Below are 15,828 nucleotides of genomic sequence, written 5' to 3' on the forward strand. Positions count from 1 at the left end.
GCGCTTTGGCTATGGGCGACCGCGCTTTTGGCATTTCCGGCCGCCGCCGGGCGCGCCTACATTCGTCGTACTTGTCTTCATCTCGGAAAGCTGCCCCCATGCATGTGTGTGTGCTCGGCGCCGGCATCGTGGGCCTGGCGACCGCCTGGCAGCTCGAGCGCCAGGGCCATCAGGTCACGGTGATCGACCGCGCCGCCCCGGGCGCGGGCGCGAGCGGCGGCAACGGTGCGCAGCTCAGCTATTCGTACGTGCAGCCGCTGGCCGACCCGTCGATCTGGAAGCAGCTGCCCAAGCTGCTGCTCTCGCCCCATTCGCCGCTCAAGCTGCGGCCGCAGCTCGATCCGCTCCAGTGGCGCTGGGGCCTCGCCTTCCTCGCGGCCTGCAACGCGCGGACCTCGCGCGACACCACCGCGCAACTGCTCGCGCTGGCGGCGCAGAGCCGCACCGCCTTCGAGGCGATGCAGGCGGACGTCGCGCCGGACTGCGACTTCTCCGCCACCGGCAAGCTGGTGCTCTACGCGAGCGAGGCCGCGCTCGACGGCGCGCGCGCGCAGCTCGAGCTGCAGCGCACCATGGGCAGCGCGCAGCGCATCGTCTCGCCCGCCGAGTGCGCGGCCATCGAGCCCGCGCTCGCCGGCTATGCGAGCCGCATCGCGGGCGCGGTCTACACGCCGAGCGAATGCGCGGCCGACTGCCTCAAGGTGTGCGCCGAGCTGATGCGGGTGCTCAGCACGCGCGGGGTGCGCTTCATGCTCGGCACCGACGTGCACGGCTTCGCGCGCGGCGGCAGCCGGGTGGCCGCGGTCCGCACCGACGCCGGCGACGTGGAGGCCGACGCCTTCGTGATGGCGCTGGGCGCGGCCTCGCACCGGCTCGGCCGCGCGCTCGGCGCCTACCTGCCGGTGTACCCGCTCAAGGGCTACAGCATCACGGTGGAGGTCGATCCCGCGCCCGGCGCGGCGCCGCACGTCAACGTGACCGACAGCGCGCGCAAGGTGGTGTTCGCACGCATCGGCTCGCGCCTGCGCGTGGCGGGCATGGCGGAGCTCGTGGGGCACGACGCGCGCATTCCCGCCACCCGCATCGAGACGCTCGCGGCCGCCACGCGCGCCCTCTTCCCGCAGGCGAGCCGGCTCGAGGAACTGCATCCCTGGACCGGCATGCGGCCCGCCACGCCCAAGGGCCTGCCGATCATCGGCCGGCTGGCGGGCGCGCCGTCGAACATGCTGTTCAACACCGGCCACGGCGCGCTGGGCTTCACGCTGGCCTTCGGTTCGGCCGAGCGGATCGCGCAGGCGCTCGACGCCCCGCCGACGCCCTGAGCTTGCGGCCCAGGCGCCGCCAGCCGATGACCACGCCGGTCAGGCTCAGCAGCGTGCCGCCCGCGCTCAGCGCGATCAGCAGCAGGTCCCACGCCGGCCGGCGTTCGAGCAGCGGCAGCCAGTCCCAGCTGTGCAGCATCGCGAACAGCCAGCGGCTCAGGCGCCGCAGGCTGTCGGAGCGGCCGAGCACCGCCCCGGTCTGCGGATCGACGTGCACCCAGGTCGCATGCGCGTCGCCGAACACCACGCGCCAGACCGGCAGCGGCCGCTCGTTGCCGCCGGTCATGGTGTGCGCCTCGCGGGCGTAGTAGTGGCTGTCGTAGGCGTGCAGCACCTCGATGCGCTGCACCGGATCGGGCAGCAGGCGGGCGACGGCGCCGCGCAGCTCGCCGGGATCGAGCAGGTGCGGCGCGGCGCTGCGGGCATCGCGCACCAGCGGGCGGCCGCCGGCACCGCTCGCGAGCACCAGCGACCGTCCGGCGACGCGGACCCAGCGCAGCTCGCGCACGCCGCCGCCGGTGGCGGCCAGCAATGCCGCGGGCGTGGCATCGTCGGCGGCGACCGTCAGCGGCCCGCCGTTCATCGCCTCGAGGCGCAGCGCCGGCGCGCCGCTGTCGAAGATGCGCCAGGGGTTCATCGACATCAGGCCGCTGAAGATCCACGTCAGCGTGACGAGCGCGAACAGGAGCCCCGTGACGTGATGCCAGCGCATCATGAAGCCCTGGTAGGGCGAATGCGAGCCGCTGCGGTACGCGCGGCGAAAGCGCCAGCGCATCACGCCCACCACCGTGCCGGTCAGCGCCAGCGCGATGCCGGCGATCGACAGACAGTTGACGATGTCGGCCCAGTAGGGGTCGAGCGCACCGCCGCGCAGCGGATAGAGCCAGTGGATCCAGGCGCCCGCGTAGTTCCAGAGCCGCTCGGCGCGCGGCGCATCGCGCACCACTTCGCCGGTGCTGCCCGAGACGTAGAGCCGCGTCGACTCGGCATCGGCCAGGTCGACCACGTGCAGCGGACGGTGCCGGTCGAGCGCGCGCGAATGGGTGAACGCATCCTCGCCGATGGTGCCGCGGTGCGCGACCGCCACGCCCTCGCCCGCATAGGCACGCGCACTCGCGAGCGCATGCGCGCGGTCGACCGCCTGCAGCAGCGCACCCGTCTGCGCATCGACGACGGCCACGCCGCGGCCGGAAGCCGGCTCGGCCAGGTACACCGCGCGGCCGCCGCTCGCCGCCGCCAGGCGCAGCGAGCGCAGCGGCCCCGCCATGCCCGCCGCATCGAGCGCCTGCCGCGGCCCCAGCAGCGGCGCGGCGGCGTCGAGCACGGGCAGGTGCCGCAGCCGCTCGGCCTCGGTGAGCTTGGGGTAGCCCACGTACATCATCACCACGCCCGAGACGAACCACATCGCGAAGAAGGCGCAGGCGAGCACGCCGAGCCAGCGGTGGACCAGGAACAACCAGCGCTTGAGGTGCATGGTGCGCTCCCGGCTCAGAACGCGACGCGCAGCGACAGGTCCGCCGTGCGCGGCGCACCGAGGTAGGCGAAAGCGGTGCCCACGTTCGCGGCGTAGAGGCGGTCGGTCGCGTTGCGGATGCGGCCGACCAGCGTGACGGCGCGGTTGACCTTCCAGCTCAGCCCCAGGTCGAGCAGCGTGTAGCCCGGCCAGTTCACCGTGTTGGCCGCATCGGCATACACCTTGCCCACATGCCGCACGCCCACGCTGGCCTGAAGTTCCGGCGTGAAGGCGTAGGAGACCCAGAGGTTCGCGACCACCGCCGGCGTGTTGGTCGGCGTGCGGCCCGCGAGCGAGACACCGCCCTGCACGAAGCGCTCGTAGCGCGCATCCACGTAGCTCAGGTTGCCCTGCAGCGACCACCGCGGCGTGGGCTGCAGGCCCAGGGCCAGCTCCACGCCGCGCGAGGACTGCTCGCCCACCAGCACCGTGAGCGCGCTGTTGGCCGGGTCCTGCGTCGCGATGTTCTTGCGCCGGATGTCGTAGGCCGCGAGCGTGGCGCTGCCCTTGCCCTGCCAGAAGTCGAGCTTGGTGCCCAGCTCCACCTGCCGGCCCGTGGTGAGTTCGCTGTTGTTGCGCACGTCGGCGAACGAGGCGGTCGAGAGCACGCCCGACGGTGGATCGGCCGCGGTCGCGTACTGCGCATACAGGCTTGCGCCGGGCGCGAAATCCCACACCAGGCCGAAGCGCCCGGTCGTGGGCGCGTAACCGCGGTGGAAGCTCGCGGGGTTCGCGGCATCGACCGTGCGCCGGTTGACGAGGTCGAGATCGATGCGCTCGTGCCGCAGCGCCGTGACCAGGTGCAGCGCGGGCGCGAGCGCGGTGCGGTTCTCGAGGTAGAGCGCGGTGGTGCGCACCCTGTTGTTCCTGTCGGGGCGGAAGCCCGGCACCATGCCCGGCACCTCGAAGAAGCGCTCGGTCGCGAAGACGTAGGGGTTCACCGTGCTCACCGTGCCCGGCAGGCTGTTCGGAAAGCGCGTCTGCCGGTTCTCGCTGAAGTCGAGGCCGAAGGACCAGTCGCTTTTGAGCGCGCCGACCCGGCCCTGGTAGAGCCCCTCGATGCGGTTGCCCCACACCTCCTGGTCGTGCCGCTGCAGCAGTGCGGCGGACCGGATGACGGCCGTGTTCGCCGGGTTGTAGCGGTAGTTCTCCACGTTGCGGTAGTCGCGCAGCGCGTCGTAGGCGTAGAAGGTGTTCCTCAACTGCAGCGTCTCGTTGGCCTGCCATTCGGTCACCGAGCGCAGCCACTGCACGCGCTGCGCATAGAGGCCGTCGCTGCTGTTGTAGTTCCTGAAGCGCACGCCGGGGTCGATGCGCATCGTGCCGGCCACCGGGTTGAGAGCGGGCGTGCCCCAGTAGGGCCGCTCCACGTTCTCGCGCTGGAATTCGTAGGCGAGCGTGTGCCGGAGCCCGCCGCCCAGGTCCGACAACAGCGAGGCCGCGAGCTGGGTGGCGCGGTGCCGGGTGCCGTCGGTCCAGCCGTCCGCGTCGCGCTGGTTCACGTCGATGCGCGCGTGGTGGCTGCCCGCGCCGCCCTCGCCCGCGATGCGGCGGTTGAGGCCGAACGAGGCCTCGCGCAGCTTCTGCGTGCCGAGCCGCAGTTGCGCCTCGGCGAAGTCGTTGCCCGCCTCGGCCGTCTTGGTGATGTAGTTGACCGAGCCGCCGAGCGCCCCCGAACCGAACAGGAAGCTCGACGGACCGCCGATGGCCTCGACCCGGTCGTAGATCCAGCTGTCCACCGGCCGCGCCGCGATCGAGTACTGCAGGTTGATGCCGTTGAAGAGCTGGCCGATGGAATTGCTGCCGAAGCCGCGGTAGCTCACGCCGATGTTGCCCGGCGCGTCGTGCGCGGTCACGCCCGGGATGGCGCGCAGGATCTCCTGCGTGTTCTGCGCGCCGCGCGCCTCGATGGCGGCGCGGTTCACCACGGTGACGGAGGCCGGCGTCTCGCGCGGCGTGAGGCCGAGGCGGCTGGCGGTGTCGGCGGGCGTGTCGAGGTCGAGCCGCCCGTTGGGGCGCGGCGCTTCGTCGACGACCTCGACCGGCGGCAACGCGGGTGCGGCGGCCGGCTGCTGTGCGGCGGCCGGCGCGCCGGCCGCGCCCAGAAGAACGAGCAGGCCCAGGGGACGGGCGGAGGAAATGCGGGGCATGGAATCTCTCTGGCGGGCGGCGCGCGCGGCAGGAGAAAGCGCGGCGCCGGCCGCGAAACGACCGGAAGACCACCGCACGCGAGAGCGAGCCGCGTCAGGTGGAACGGGAACGGAGGTTCAGGAGAGCGCCGGCGGCCCGCGCGCCGGCAGCGGCGAGGCCGTGGCTGCCGCGATGCGGGCAGCGGGGATCGATTGCAGCGCGCGGCCGAGCGGCAGCGGCGTGGGCAACGCGAGCGACACGGCGGCGGGCGGCGGTGCGGAGACCATGCACAGCGGGCAATGCATGCCGGCCACGCCCATCTCGGCGGGCCCGTCGTCGCTCTGCACGACGAGCTTGACCGCGCCCGCGGCGGAACACACGAGTTCGATCGCCTGCGGATTCACGAGCGCCGAAGCGCCCGCCGCCATCAGCGACCCCACGAACCACGCCAGCACCAGGCGGCGCAGGAAGCGGAGGGTTCGAAGGGCGTGCATGGGCGGCGATTATGCGGCCTGCTCGATCGCCTCGCGCATGCAGCGCGTGATGCCGCGCACCGCGACCGAATCGGGCCGGCCCGCGAAGCGCAGCGCACGCACCGGCACGGGGATGTGCGGCTCGAGCGCGAGCACGTCGACCTTGGCCGGATCGGCCGAGCGCGCGGTGCAGCCGTCGACCAGTGCGATGCCGAGCCCGTGGTGTGCCATCGAGAGCGCCGCATGGTAGGTCTGCACCGTGACCACCGCCTGCTGGAAACCCACGCCGGCCTGCCGGCAGGCCTGGCTCAGGCTGGTGCCGACCGGGTCGCGGCTGTCCAGGCCGATCACCGGCCGGTCGACCAGGTCGTGCAGCGCCACCGAGCCGTTGCGCACCAGCGCGCGCGGCAGCATGCCCCTGGGCGCGATGCAGACCATGCGCGTGTCGGCGAGCGTTTCCTGCGTCAGCGAGGGATGCACCGCGGGGCTGAAGACGAAGCCCACGTCGGCCTCCTGCAGCAGCAGCGCCGACATGATCTGCGGCGAATGCAGCGACTCGACGGTGATCGAATAGCCCGGATGCTTCTCGCGAAAGGCCTTGAGCGCGCGCGGCAGCACCTCGTAGCTCAGCGCGAGCACGCTGAGGATGCGCAGCTCGCCCGTGTCGCTGCCCGCGCGCAGGTTGGCCGCGAGGCGCTGCACCTCGTCGAGCTGCGCGAACAGCCGCTCGATGTGCGGATACAGCGTGAGCGCCTCGGTGGTCGGCGTGAGCCGGCCCTTGGCGCGCTGGAACAGCGGAAAGCCCAGCTGCAGCTCGGCATGCTGCAGGGTGCGGCTCACCGCCGGCTGCGTGATGTTGATGAGCCGGGCCGCCGCGCTCACGCTGCCGGTGAGCATGATCGCGTTGAAGACCTCGATGTGGCGAAGCCGCATCGCGCGCTCAGCGGCTGCCGACCTTGTCGCGCGAGAGGTCCATCACCATGCGCGTGGCGAGGTACAGGCGGGGCTCGATCGAATCGATCAGCACGTATTCCGCATCGGCCGAATGCGCGCCGAAGCCCTGCAGGCCGAAGCGCTCCACCACCGGCGCCTTGGTCTTGAGCGCCGCGAAGGCCGCATCGGTGCCGCCGCCCGCGGCCTTGTCGTCGGCGCCCAGCGCGCGGCCGAGTTCGTTCTTGTAGATCGCCTGCGCATGGCTGGCGAGCGCGCGCGAGGCGTCGGTGGCTTCGAGCGGCGGACGGCGGCGCTCGAACTTCATCTCGACCTTGGCCTCCGGGATCAGCTGCTTCTTTACGCGCTCCTGCACCTGCTGCTCGATGCGGTCGTAGTCGCTGACCTTGAGCACGCGCACGTCGGCCGCGGCCGTGGCGCTGGCCGGGATCACGTTGCGGTTGCTGCCCGACCTCGAGACCGTCCAGTTCATCTTGAGGCCGGTCGCCGGATCGGACAGGTCGCGCATCTGCAGGATCTGGTGCGAGAGTTCGTAGAGCGCGTTCACGCCGAGTTCGGGGGCCGAGCCGGCGTGCGAGGCCTTGCCCGTGACGTTCAGCGTGACCGAGGCGATGCCCGCAGTCGCGAGCGAGAGCTTGTCCTCCCTGACCGAGGCGCCCTCGAACGAGAGCACCGCATCGTGCTCGCCGCCGAGCCGCGTGATCAGCGCGCGCGACGCCGGCGAGCTGATTTCCTCGTCGCCGTTGATCAGCACCGTGAGCGTGCCGTACTCCTTGAACCTGAGCGCCTGCAGCATCGCGACCGTGTGCACGATCACCGCCACGCCCTGCTTGTCGTCGGCGATGCCGAGGCCGTAGGCCTTGTCGCCCTCGATGCGGAAGGGCTGCTTGTTGAGCATGCCCACGGTGTAGACCGTGTCCATGTGCGCGATCAGCATGATCTTCTTCTTGCCCGTGCCCTTGAAGGTGGCGCGCACGACGCGGCCCATCTTCTCGGGCGTGTCCTCCATGCGGTAGGCCTCGGCGCTGGTGTCGATCAGCTCGACCTCGCCGCCCAGCGCCTTGAGCTTGCCGGCCACGAGCTCGGCGAGCTTCTCCAGCCCTTCGAGGTCGCGGCTGCCCGATTCGATGCCCACGAACTGCGACAGCGAGTCGAGCAGCGGCTGCTTCTGCTGGGCTGCGAGCGCGGCGATGCGGGCGTCGGGCGCGGCCAGCGCGCTGCCGCAGGCCGCGGCGATCAGGCAGGCGGCGCCCAGGCGGCGCCATGAACGGGGGAGGAACGGATTCATGAATGGCTTCCTTGTGTTTTTCTGCTCCGCGCGGCGGGTACCGGCAGGGCCTGGCATTCTTCCATGCACGCCGGCATGGCGGCGACCAGCGCATCGATGGCGCAGCGCGTCTTGGCGGGCATGTGCCGCGACCATGGCCACAGCACGTGGATCGACATCGGCGCGGCGCGGTGGTCGGGCAGCACGGCTTCGAGCTGGCCGGTTTGCACGTAGCGTGCCAGCAGCCAGTTGGGCAGCCAGGCGATGCCGGCCCCCGCGATGGCCGCGTCGGCCACGGCCTGCAGGTCGTTGAAGCGCGCGCGCCAGGGCAAGGGCACGACGTGCACGCGCCCGCGCGGATCGCGCAGTTCGCGCTGCGCGCGGTCGGGACAGCCGTAGTCGATGCCGCGGTGCTGCGCGAGCGCGGCCACGCCCTCGGGCCGGCCGAAGCGCGCGAGGTACGACGGCGCGGCCGCGAGCATCATGGTCTGCTCGCCGAGGCGGCGCGCCACCAGCCGGTCGCTGTCGGGCAGCTCGCCGATGCGCACCGCGAGGTCGTAGCCCTCCTGGATCAGGTCGACGAAGCGGTCGCCGATCGCCACGTCGATCTGCAGCGCCGGGTGGCGTTCGATCAGCCCCAGCAGCGCGGGCGCCGCGTAGTGGTGGCCGAAGGCCAGCGGAAGGCTTGCGCGCAGCCGGCCGCGCGGCTCGCGCCGGCCGCTCTCGAGCCCCGACTCCGCGGCCTCGAGTTCGGCCTGCGCGCGCAGGCAGTGCTCGTAGTAGGCCTGGCCTTCCTCGGTCAGGCTCTGGCTGCGCGTGGTGCGCTGGAGCAGGCGCACGCCGAGCCGCGCCTCGAGCCGCGCCAGCGCCTTGCCGACGGCCGAGCGCGTGAGGTTCAGGCGCTCGGCCGCGAGCGTGAGGCTGCCGCTTTCCACCACCTCCAAGAAGGTCTGGACGCCATCGAATCGATCGGTCATGGGCCGCGATTGTGCCTTCTCGTTCCCGAATCCGCAGATCAGATGTCGCCAATGCGGAAGCCGTTTCCCGCCACCATCGGCGGATGACCTCCAGCCCTTCGATCTCCTCCCCCGCGCGGCGCGACGCCGCCGCGCTCACCGCCGTCTGCCTCGTCGCCCTGATGTTCGGGCTCGAGATCTCGAGCGTGCCCGTGATCCTGCCGGTGCTCGAGCAGGTGCTGCACGCCGACTTCCAGGACGCGCAATGGATCATGAACGCCTACACCCTCGCCTGCACCTCGGTGCTGATGGCCGCCGGCACGCTGGCCGACCGCTACGGCCGGCGCCGCGTGCTGGTGGCGAGCCTGTGGCTGTTCGCGCTGGCCTCGCTGGCCTGCGGGCTCGCGACCAGCGCGCCGCTCCTGATCGCCGCGCGCTTCGCGCAGGGCGTGGGCGCCGGCGCGATGATGATCTGCCAGTTCGCGATCCTTTCGCAGCAGTTCCGCGAACCGGCGGCGCGCTCGCGCGCCTTCGCCATCTGGGGCGTGGTCGCGGGCATCGGGCTCGGCTTCGGGCCGCTGGTCGGCGCCGGGATCGTGGCGCTGGCGGACTGGCGCTGGGTGTTCCTGGTGCATGTGCCGCTGACGCTCGCCACGCTCGGCCTGGTGCATGCGAGCGTGCGCGAGTCGCGCGACCCGGCCGCGCACCGGCTCGACCTGGCCGGCATGGCGACGCTGACGCTCGCGGTGTTCGCGCTGGTCTACTTCATCACGCTCGGCACGGTGCAGGGCTTCGCGAATCCGCTCGGCCTCGCGCTGCTCGCCGGCGCGCTGCTGAGCCTGGGGCTGTTCGTGCTGGCCGAACGCCGCAGCGCGCACCCGATGTTCGACTTCTCGGTGTTCCGCATCCACCGCTTCAACGGCGCGATGATGGGCTCGATGGGCATGAACTTCAGCTTCTGGCCCTTCATGATCTACCTGCCGATCTACTTCCAGGCCGGCCTGGGCTACGACGTGCTGCACACGGGCTGGGCCCTGCTCGCCTACACGCTGCCCACGCTGCTGGTGCCGCCCGTGGCCGAGCGGCTGGCGCTGCGGCACGGCGCCGAGCGCGTGATTCCGGGCGGCCTCGGGCTCATGGCCGCGGCCTTCCTGCTGATGGCCGCGGGCAATGCGCGCGGCAGCGACGCAGCGGTGATCGCCGCCTGCCTCGCGGCCGGCATCGGCCTCGGCCTCACGAACTCGCCGGTCACCAACACCAGCACGGGCTCGGTGTCGGCCGCGCGCGCGGGCATGGCTTCGGGCATCGACTTCAGCGCGCGGCTGATCACGCTGGCCTTCAACATCGCGCTGATGGGCTTCGTGCTCGTGAGCGGCATCGCGCGCCGGCTCGGCGACGCCACGCCCGGTGCCGATGCAGCGGCGCTGCTGCAGTTCGCGCAGGACGTGGCCGCGGGCAAGCTGCACGCGCTGCCGGCCGCGGGCGCCTCGGCCATCGCGCAGACCGCGCTGCGCCAGGGCTTCGGCGACGTGATGCTCTATGCGGGCATCGGCGTGGGCGTGCTCGCGCTCGCGAGCGGCGCCTTCTTCAGGCGCGGCCGGCGCTCAGTGCGCCTTGTCCCAGTTGGGGCCGATGCCGATCTCGGCCAGTAGCGGCACCTTCAACTCGGCCACGCCGGCCATCAGGCGCGGGATCTCGGTGCGCACCCATTCGATCTCGGCCTCGGGCACTTCGAACACCAGTTCGTCGTGCACCTGCATGATCATCTTGGTGGCGCGCTTTTCGGCGTCGAGCACGTCCTGCACCTTGACCATGCTGAGCTTGATCAGGTCGGCCGCGGTGCCCTGCATCGGCGCGTTGATGGCCGCGCGCTCGGCGCCGCCGCGGCGCGGGCCGTTGGGCGAGTTGATCTCGGGCAGGTAGAGCCGGCGGCCGAACACGGTCTCGACGTAGCCGTTCTCCTTGGCGATCGCCTTGGTCTCGTCCATGTAGGCCTTCACGCCCGGGTAGCGCGCGAAGTAGCGCTCGATGTACGAAGCCGCGGCCTTGGTCTCGATGCCGAGGTTGCGCGCCAGGCCGAAGCTGCTCATGCCGTAGATCAGGCCGAAGTTGATCACCTTGGCATAGCGCCGCTGCTCGCTCGACACCTGGTCGGGCGTGGAGCCGAACACCTCCGCGGCGGTGGCGCGGTGCACGTCGATGCCTTCGCGGAAGGCGCGCAGAAGCGACTCGTCGCCGCTGATGTGGGCCATGATGCGCAGCTCGATCTGCGAGTAGTCGGCGCTCGCGATCACGCAGCCGGGCGGCGCGACGAAGGCCTCGCGGACGCGGCGGCCTTCGGGCGTCCGGATCGGGATGTTCTGCAGGTTCGGATCGTTGCTCGACAGCCGCCCGGTGACCGCCACCGCCTGCGCATAGTGCGTGTGGACGCGGCCGGTGCGCGGGTTCGCGAGCTGGCCGAGCTTGTCGGTGTAGGTGCCCTTGAGCTTCGAGAGGCCGCGGTGCTCGAGGATCTTGGCCGGGAGTGGAAAGTCCTCGGCCAGCTTCTCGAGCACTTCCTCGTCGGTGCTCGGCGCGCCGCTCGGCGTCTTCTTGATCACCGGCAGGCCGAGCTTGGTGAAGAACACCTCGCCGATCTGCTTGGGCGAGCCGAGGTTGAAGGGCTGGCCCGCGAGTTCGTAGGCCTCCTGCTCCAGCGCCATGATGCGCGTGCCGAGCTCGTGGCTCTGCGCCGCGAGCGTGGGCGCGTCGATCAGCACGCCGTTGCGCTCGACGCGGTAGAGCGCCTCGCTCGAATCCATCTCGAGCTGGTAGATGAAGCGCAGCTTCTCGTCGCGCTCGATCTGCGGCCACAGCGCGCGGTGCACGTCGAGCGTCTGGTCGCTGTCCTCGCACGAGTACTCGGCGGCCTTGGCGATCTCGACCTGGCTGAACGGGATCTGGTGCGCGCCCTTGCCGCAGATGTCCTCGTACGAGATGCCGCTGCGCCCGAGATGGCGCTCCGCGAGGCTCGCGAGGCCGTGCGGCCGGTGCGCCTCGAGCACGTAGCTCTGCAGCATGGTGTCGTGCGCGTAGCCCTGCACCTCGATGCCGTGGTTGGCGAACACGTGGCGGTCGTACTTGATGTGCTGGCCGAGCTTCTTCTTCTCGGGGTTCTCGAGCCAGGGCCGCAGCTTCGCGAGCACCTCGTCGAACGGCAGCTGCGCGGGCACGTCGGGATAGTTGTGGGCGAGCGGCACGTAGGCCGCCTCGCCGGGCTCGACGCTGAAGCTCAGGCCCACGATCTGCGCCACCATCTCGTCGAGCGAGGTGGTCTCGGTGTCGATGGCCGCGAGCTCGGCGGCCTCCAGCTTCGCGAGCCAGGCGTCGAACTGCGCCCAGGTCGTGACCGTCTCGTAGCGCAGGTTGCTCGCGGGCGAGGCGGCCTCGATGGCGCCGAGGTTGGTCGATTCGTCGAACAGGCCCGCCTGGTCGCTGCTCGCGGCACCGCCGCGCGCGGCCTGCTTCTGCAGGTTTTCCTCGATCAGCTCGGGCGGCACTTCCATCGCCTCGAGCGACTTGACCAGGCTCTTGAAGCCGTACTTCTCGTAGAAGGGCTTGAGCTCGGCCGTCTGCGGCGCGCCCACGGGCAGGCCTTCGAGCGAAGGCAGGCCCGTCACGTGGCCGTCGAGGTCGCAGTCGGTGCGGATGGTCACGAGCTGGCGCGAGAGCGGCAGGCGGTCGAGCGCCTGGCGCAGGTTCTCGCCGGCGGCGCCCTTGACCTCGGCGGCGCGCGCGATCAGCGCGTCGAGCGAGCCGTATTCGAGCAGCCACTTGGCCGCGGTCTTCGGGCCCACCTTGTCGACGCCCGGCACGTTGTCGACCGAATCGCCCACCAGCGTCTGGTAGTCGATCATCAGCTGCGGCGGCACGCCGAACTCGGCCGTCACGCCGGCCACGTCGCGCTTCTTGCCGTTCATGGTGTCGATGATCGTGATGTGCTCGTCCACGAGCTGGCTCAGGTCCTTGTCGCCGCTGGAGACGATCACTTCCACGCCCTGCGCCGCGGCCGTCTTGGCGAGGGTGCCGATCACGTCGTCGGCCTCGATGTCGGGCACGCAGAGCACGGGCCAGCCCATGAGCTTGACCACCTCGTGGATCGGCTCGATCTGGCTGCGCAGGTCGTCGGGCATCGGCGAGCGGTTGGCCTTGTACGCGGGGTACAGGTCGTCGCGGAAGGTCTTGCCGGGTGCGTCGAACACGCAGGCCGCATAGTCGGCGCGGACTTCGCGGCGCAGCGCCGTCATCATGTTGATCATGCCCCGGATCGCGCCGGTCGCCGGGCTCTTGGGATCGCCCGGCACGGCCCGCAGGTCGGGCATGGCGTGGAAGGCGCGGTAGAGGTAGCTCGAGCCATCGACGAGCAGCAGCGTTTTCTTGTCGGTCATCCGGCCATTTTGCCGTGCCGGCACGGCGCCCCGAACCACGGCGGCGTACGCCGCCAGCCGACAGCCCCGAACCGGCCGCCCGCCTACAATCTGCGCATGCCTAGCTCCACACTCCTGGTCGCCCGCCGCATCCTGCTGGCGCTGGCCTTCGCCACCCCCGTTGCCGCCGTCCAGGCGCAGCAGCCCGCGCCCGCCGCGCCGCCGGCCGAGCCGCAGCAGCAACAGGCGCAGCCCGAGGGGCGACGCAACCAGAAGATCGAGCACATCCACACCGAGGACAGCGGCGCCTCGGTCGACGAGGTCCGCTACGGCGGGCGCACGCAGAGCATCAACGTGAAGCCGAAATCCAACATGCCGGGTTACGAAGTGCTGCCGAACGATGCGGGCTCGACGCGCGGTTCGTCCAACGATTCGAACGGCAACGGCGCGCGCGTCTGGAACGTGCTCAAGTTCTGACCGTGGCGCCCTCGCCGTCTTCTCCGCCCCCCGCATCTCCGGCTCCTCGCTGAGCGTCCTTCCATGGCAGTCTTTACCGAAGTCGAATTCGGCGAGGCCGACGCGCTCGTGCAGCGCCTCGGCCTGGGCCCCCTGCGCGAACTGCGCGGCATCGAGGGCGGCATCGAGAACACCAACTACTTCGCGACCACCGAGACCGGCGAGTTCGTGCTGACGCTGTTCGAGCGCCTGAGCGCCGCGCAGCTGCCCTACTACCTCTGCCTGATGAAGCACCTGGCCGAGCGCGGCCTGCCGGTGCCGGAGCCGGTGCCCGACCCGGACATCGCGCCGCCTTCGGGCCATCCGCTCACCATTCCCGCCCAGGCGCCGTGCGAGCTGCTGCTGCAGGTGGCGGGCAAGCCGGCGGCGCTGGTGCAGCGGCTCTCGGGCCGCAGCGAACTGGCCCCGGGCGCGGCGCATTGCACCGAACTGGGCGCGATGCTCGCGCGCATGCACCTCGCGGCGCGCGACTTTCCGCGCATCCAGCCCAACCTGCGCGGCCTCGCATGGTGGAACGAGACCGTGCCGGTGGTGCTGCCCTGCATCGACGAAGCCCAGGCCGCGCTGCTGCGCGCCGAGCTGGCCTACCAGAACCACGTCGCCGGGTCCTCGGCCTATGCGGCGCTGCCGCGCGGCCCGGTGCATGCCGACATGTTCCGCGACAACGTGATGTTCGCCACCGGCGCCGAGGCCGGCACCGCGCCGCGCCTGACAGGCGTGTTCGACTTCTACTTCGCGGGCACCGACACCTGGCTGTTCGACCTGGCCGTGTGCCTGAACGACTGGGCCATCGACCTCCCGACCGGCCGGCACGACGCCGGGCGCGCCGAGGCGCTGCTCGCGGCCTACGAGACCGTGCGCCCGCTGAACGCGGCCGAGCGCGCGCTGCTGCCCGCCATGCTGCGCGCGGCGGCCCTGCGCTTCTGGATCTCGCGCCTGTGGGACTTCCATCTGCCGCGCGAGGCCAGCATGCTCAAGCCGCACGACCCGGCGCACTTCGAGCGCGTGCTGCGCGAGCGCGCCGCCCACCCGCACGCGATGGCGCCGGCGCTCGAGCCGATCGCCGCCTGAGCCTCCAAAGATGAAACTCCACCTCGTGCCGGCGCGAACCGGCGCCGAATGGGTCCGCCTCGGGCTCAAGACCTTCTGGCGGCAGCCGCTCGCCTTCATCTCGCTGTTCTTCCTGCTGATGGCGCTGATCTCGACGATGTCGCTGCTGCCGCTCGTCGGCAGCGTGCTGGCGCCGATCCTGCTGCCCTTCCTGACGCTGGGCATGATGGTCGCGAGCTCGGTGGCGCACGGCGACAACGCCGCGCAGTCCGGCACCGCCGGCCATGCACAGCGGCCCATCGGCTCGGCGATGTTCGTCGCCGTGGCCGAGGCGATGCGCGCCGAGTGGCGCTCGCTGGTCAAGCTGGGCGTGATCTCGGCCGTGTACTTCGCGCTCGCGGTGCTGCTCACCAGCTTCTTCGACGGCGGCCAGCTCGCGCGCGCCTACCTGCTCGACCAGGCGCCCACGCCCGAGGTGATGGCGAGCAGCGACTTCCAGCTCGCACGCATGTTCCTCATGCTGCTGAACCTGCCGCTGTCGCTCGCCATGTGGCATGCGCCCGCGCTGGTGCACTGGCACCGCGTGGAGCCGGTGAAGAGCATCTTCTTCAGCATCGTGGCGCTGTTCCGCAATTTCGGCGCCTATGCGCTGTTCGGCCTCGCGTGGTTCGGCGTGTTCCTGCTCGCGGGCATCGCGATGAGCCTGGTGGCGACCGTGCTGATCGGCGTGGGCGCCGCGGCCGGTGCCGGCGCCCTGCTCGCGAACGTGCTGATCGTGGGTTCGGCGCTGGTGCTCGCGGCGATGTCGCTGAGCTCCACCTGGTTCACCTTCCGCGACAGCTTCGATCCGAACTGACGCCGCCGGCGGCGCGGCGGCGCGCCGGTCAGCCGCGCGCGCGGTCCTTGCGCAGGCTCGCGAACAGCGACCAGACCATCCCCGCCAGCAGCAGCAGCGCGACGCACAGCGCGCCCCAGACCCACCAGTCGCGCGCCGGATGCGGCTCGAGCGGCACCGGCAGCTGTGCGGCCGCCGCAGCGGCCACGTCGACGACGTCCGCCACCGGTGCCGGCACCTGCGTGGCCGCCTGCACGGCGGCCGCACAGAAGCCGGCCGCGGCAAGCGCCACGGTCCAGCGGAGAGACAGGGGGCGCGACGGCCTCGCACCATGCTTCATGCGGCACCTCCTTCAGGCAGATGCCGCATCTTTCCCGATTTCACGCGCGCCGGGTGGCGCGGACGCGAA

At 71.4% G+C, this 15,828-nt stretch carries 13 protein-coding genes; 5 read left to right on the forward strand and 8 right to left on the reverse strand.

Annotation, left to right across the window (positions count from 1 at the left end; all coding sequences use genetic code 11):
• Positions 1–98: 98 nt before the first annotated feature.
• Positions 99–1,322: a D-amino acid dehydrogenase gene (locus tag M2165_RS03000; RefSeq protein ID WP_280813206.1), complete on the forward strand. Its 1,224-nt coding sequence runs from the start codon at positions 99–101 to the stop codon at positions 1,320–1,322.
• Here the strand turns inward: M2165_RS03000 and M2165_RS03005 are convergent.
• The 6 genes from M2165_RS03005 to M2165_RS03030 form a co-directional block, all read right to left on the reverse strand.
• Positions 1,258–2,796, reverse strand: coding sequence for a PepSY domain-containing protein (locus M2165_RS03005; protein ID WP_280813207.1), 1,539 nt, complete (start codon positions 2,794–2,796; stop codon positions 1,258–1,260). The genes M2165_RS03000 and M2165_RS03005 overlap by 65 nt on opposite strands.
• A 14-nt stretch (positions 2,797–2,810) precedes the next feature.
• Complete coding sequence (locus M2165_RS03010; RefSeq protein WP_280813208.1) at positions 2,811–4,985, reverse strand: TonB-dependent receptor; 2,175 nt, start codon at positions 4,983–4,985, stop codon at positions 2,811–2,813.
• Positions 4,986–5,102: 117 nt separating this feature from the next.
• Positions 5,103–5,459 carry a DUF2946 family protein gene (locus M2165_RS03015; protein WP_280813209.1) on the reverse strand — a complete coding sequence of 119 codons (357 nt, stop codon included), beginning with the start codon at positions 5,457–5,459 and terminating at the stop codon, positions 5,103–5,105.
• A 9-nt stretch (positions 5,460–5,468) separates the two neighbouring features.
• Positions 5,469–6,371 carry a LysR family transcriptional regulator gene (locus M2165_RS03020; RefSeq protein ID WP_280813210.1) on the reverse strand — a complete coding sequence of 301 codons (903 nt, stop codon included), beginning with the start codon at positions 6,369–6,371 and terminating at the stop codon, positions 5,469–5,471.
• A gap of 7 nt (positions 6,372–6,378) precedes the next feature.
• Positions 6,379–7,677 carry a M20/M25/M40 family metallo-hydrolase gene (locus M2165_RS03025; RefSeq protein WP_280813211.1) on the reverse strand — a complete coding sequence of 433 codons (1,299 nt, stop codon included), beginning with the start codon at positions 7,675–7,677 and terminating at the stop codon, positions 6,379–6,381.
• Positions 7,674–8,633, reverse strand: coding sequence for a LysR family transcriptional regulator (locus tag M2165_RS03030; protein WP_280813212.1), 960 nt, complete (start codon positions 8,631–8,633; stop codon positions 7,674–7,676). The genes M2165_RS03025 and M2165_RS03030 overlap by 4 nt, the downstream gene beginning before the upstream one ends.
• Positions 8,634–8,716: 83 nt before the next feature.
• On the opposite strand from M2165_RS03030, the gene M2165_RS03035 reads away from it, so the two are divergent.
• The gene (locus M2165_RS03035; RefSeq protein ID WP_280813213.1) at positions 8,717–10,264 is read left to right on the forward strand and encodes an MFS transporter; all 1,548 of its coding nucleotides are present in this window, start codon (positions 8,717–8,719) and stop codon (positions 10,262–10,264) included.
• Here the strand turns inward: M2165_RS03035 and polA are convergent.
• Positions 10,217–13,039 (reverse strand): DNA polymerase I, encoded by a 2,823-nt coding sequence (gene polA, locus M2165_RS03040; RefSeq protein ID WP_280813214.1) that lies wholly within the window; start codon positions 13,037–13,039, stop codon positions 10,217–10,219. The two genes, M2165_RS03035 and polA, sit on opposite strands and share 48 nt — an antisense overlap.
• Positions 13,040–13,135: 96 nt before the next feature.
• Here polA and M2165_RS03045 point away from each other — a divergent pair, with 96 nt between their 5' ends.
• The 3 genes from M2165_RS03045 to M2165_RS03055 all read left to right on the forward strand — a co-directional run bounded on the left by M2165_RS03045 (position 13,136) and on the right by M2165_RS03055 (position 15,440).
• Entirely contained in the window at positions 13,136–13,495 is a 360-nt protein-coding gene (locus tag M2165_RS03045; protein ID WP_280813215.1) for a hypothetical protein, read from the forward strand.
• Positions 13,496–13,558: 63 nt separating this feature from the next.
• Positions 13,559–14,605 carry a homoserine kinase gene (locus M2165_RS03050; RefSeq protein ID WP_280813216.1) on the forward strand — a complete coding sequence of 349 codons (1,047 nt, stop codon included), beginning with the start codon at positions 13,559–13,561 and terminating at the stop codon, positions 14,603–14,605.
• A gap of 10 nt (positions 14,606–14,615) precedes the next feature.
• Positions 14,616–15,440 carry a BPSS1780 family membrane protein gene (locus tag M2165_RS03055; protein ID WP_280813217.1) on the forward strand — a complete coding sequence of 275 codons (825 nt, stop codon included), beginning with the start codon at positions 14,616–14,618 and terminating at the stop codon, positions 15,438–15,440.
• 28 nt (positions 15,441–15,468) lie between these two features.
• Here the strand turns inward: M2165_RS03055 and M2165_RS03060 are convergent, their stop codons facing one another.
• The gene (locus M2165_RS03060) at positions 15,469–15,759 is read right to left on the reverse strand and encodes a hypothetical protein (RefSeq protein WP_280813218.1); all 291 of its coding nucleotides are present in this window, start codon (positions 15,757–15,759) and stop codon (positions 15,469–15,471) included.
• Positions 15,760–15,828 lie beyond the last annotated feature (69 nt).

The organism is Variovorax sp. TBS-050B (assembly GCF_029893635.1).
Taxonomy (GTDB): domain Bacteria; phylum Pseudomonadota; class Gammaproteobacteria; order Burkholderiales; family Burkholderiaceae_C; genus Variovorax.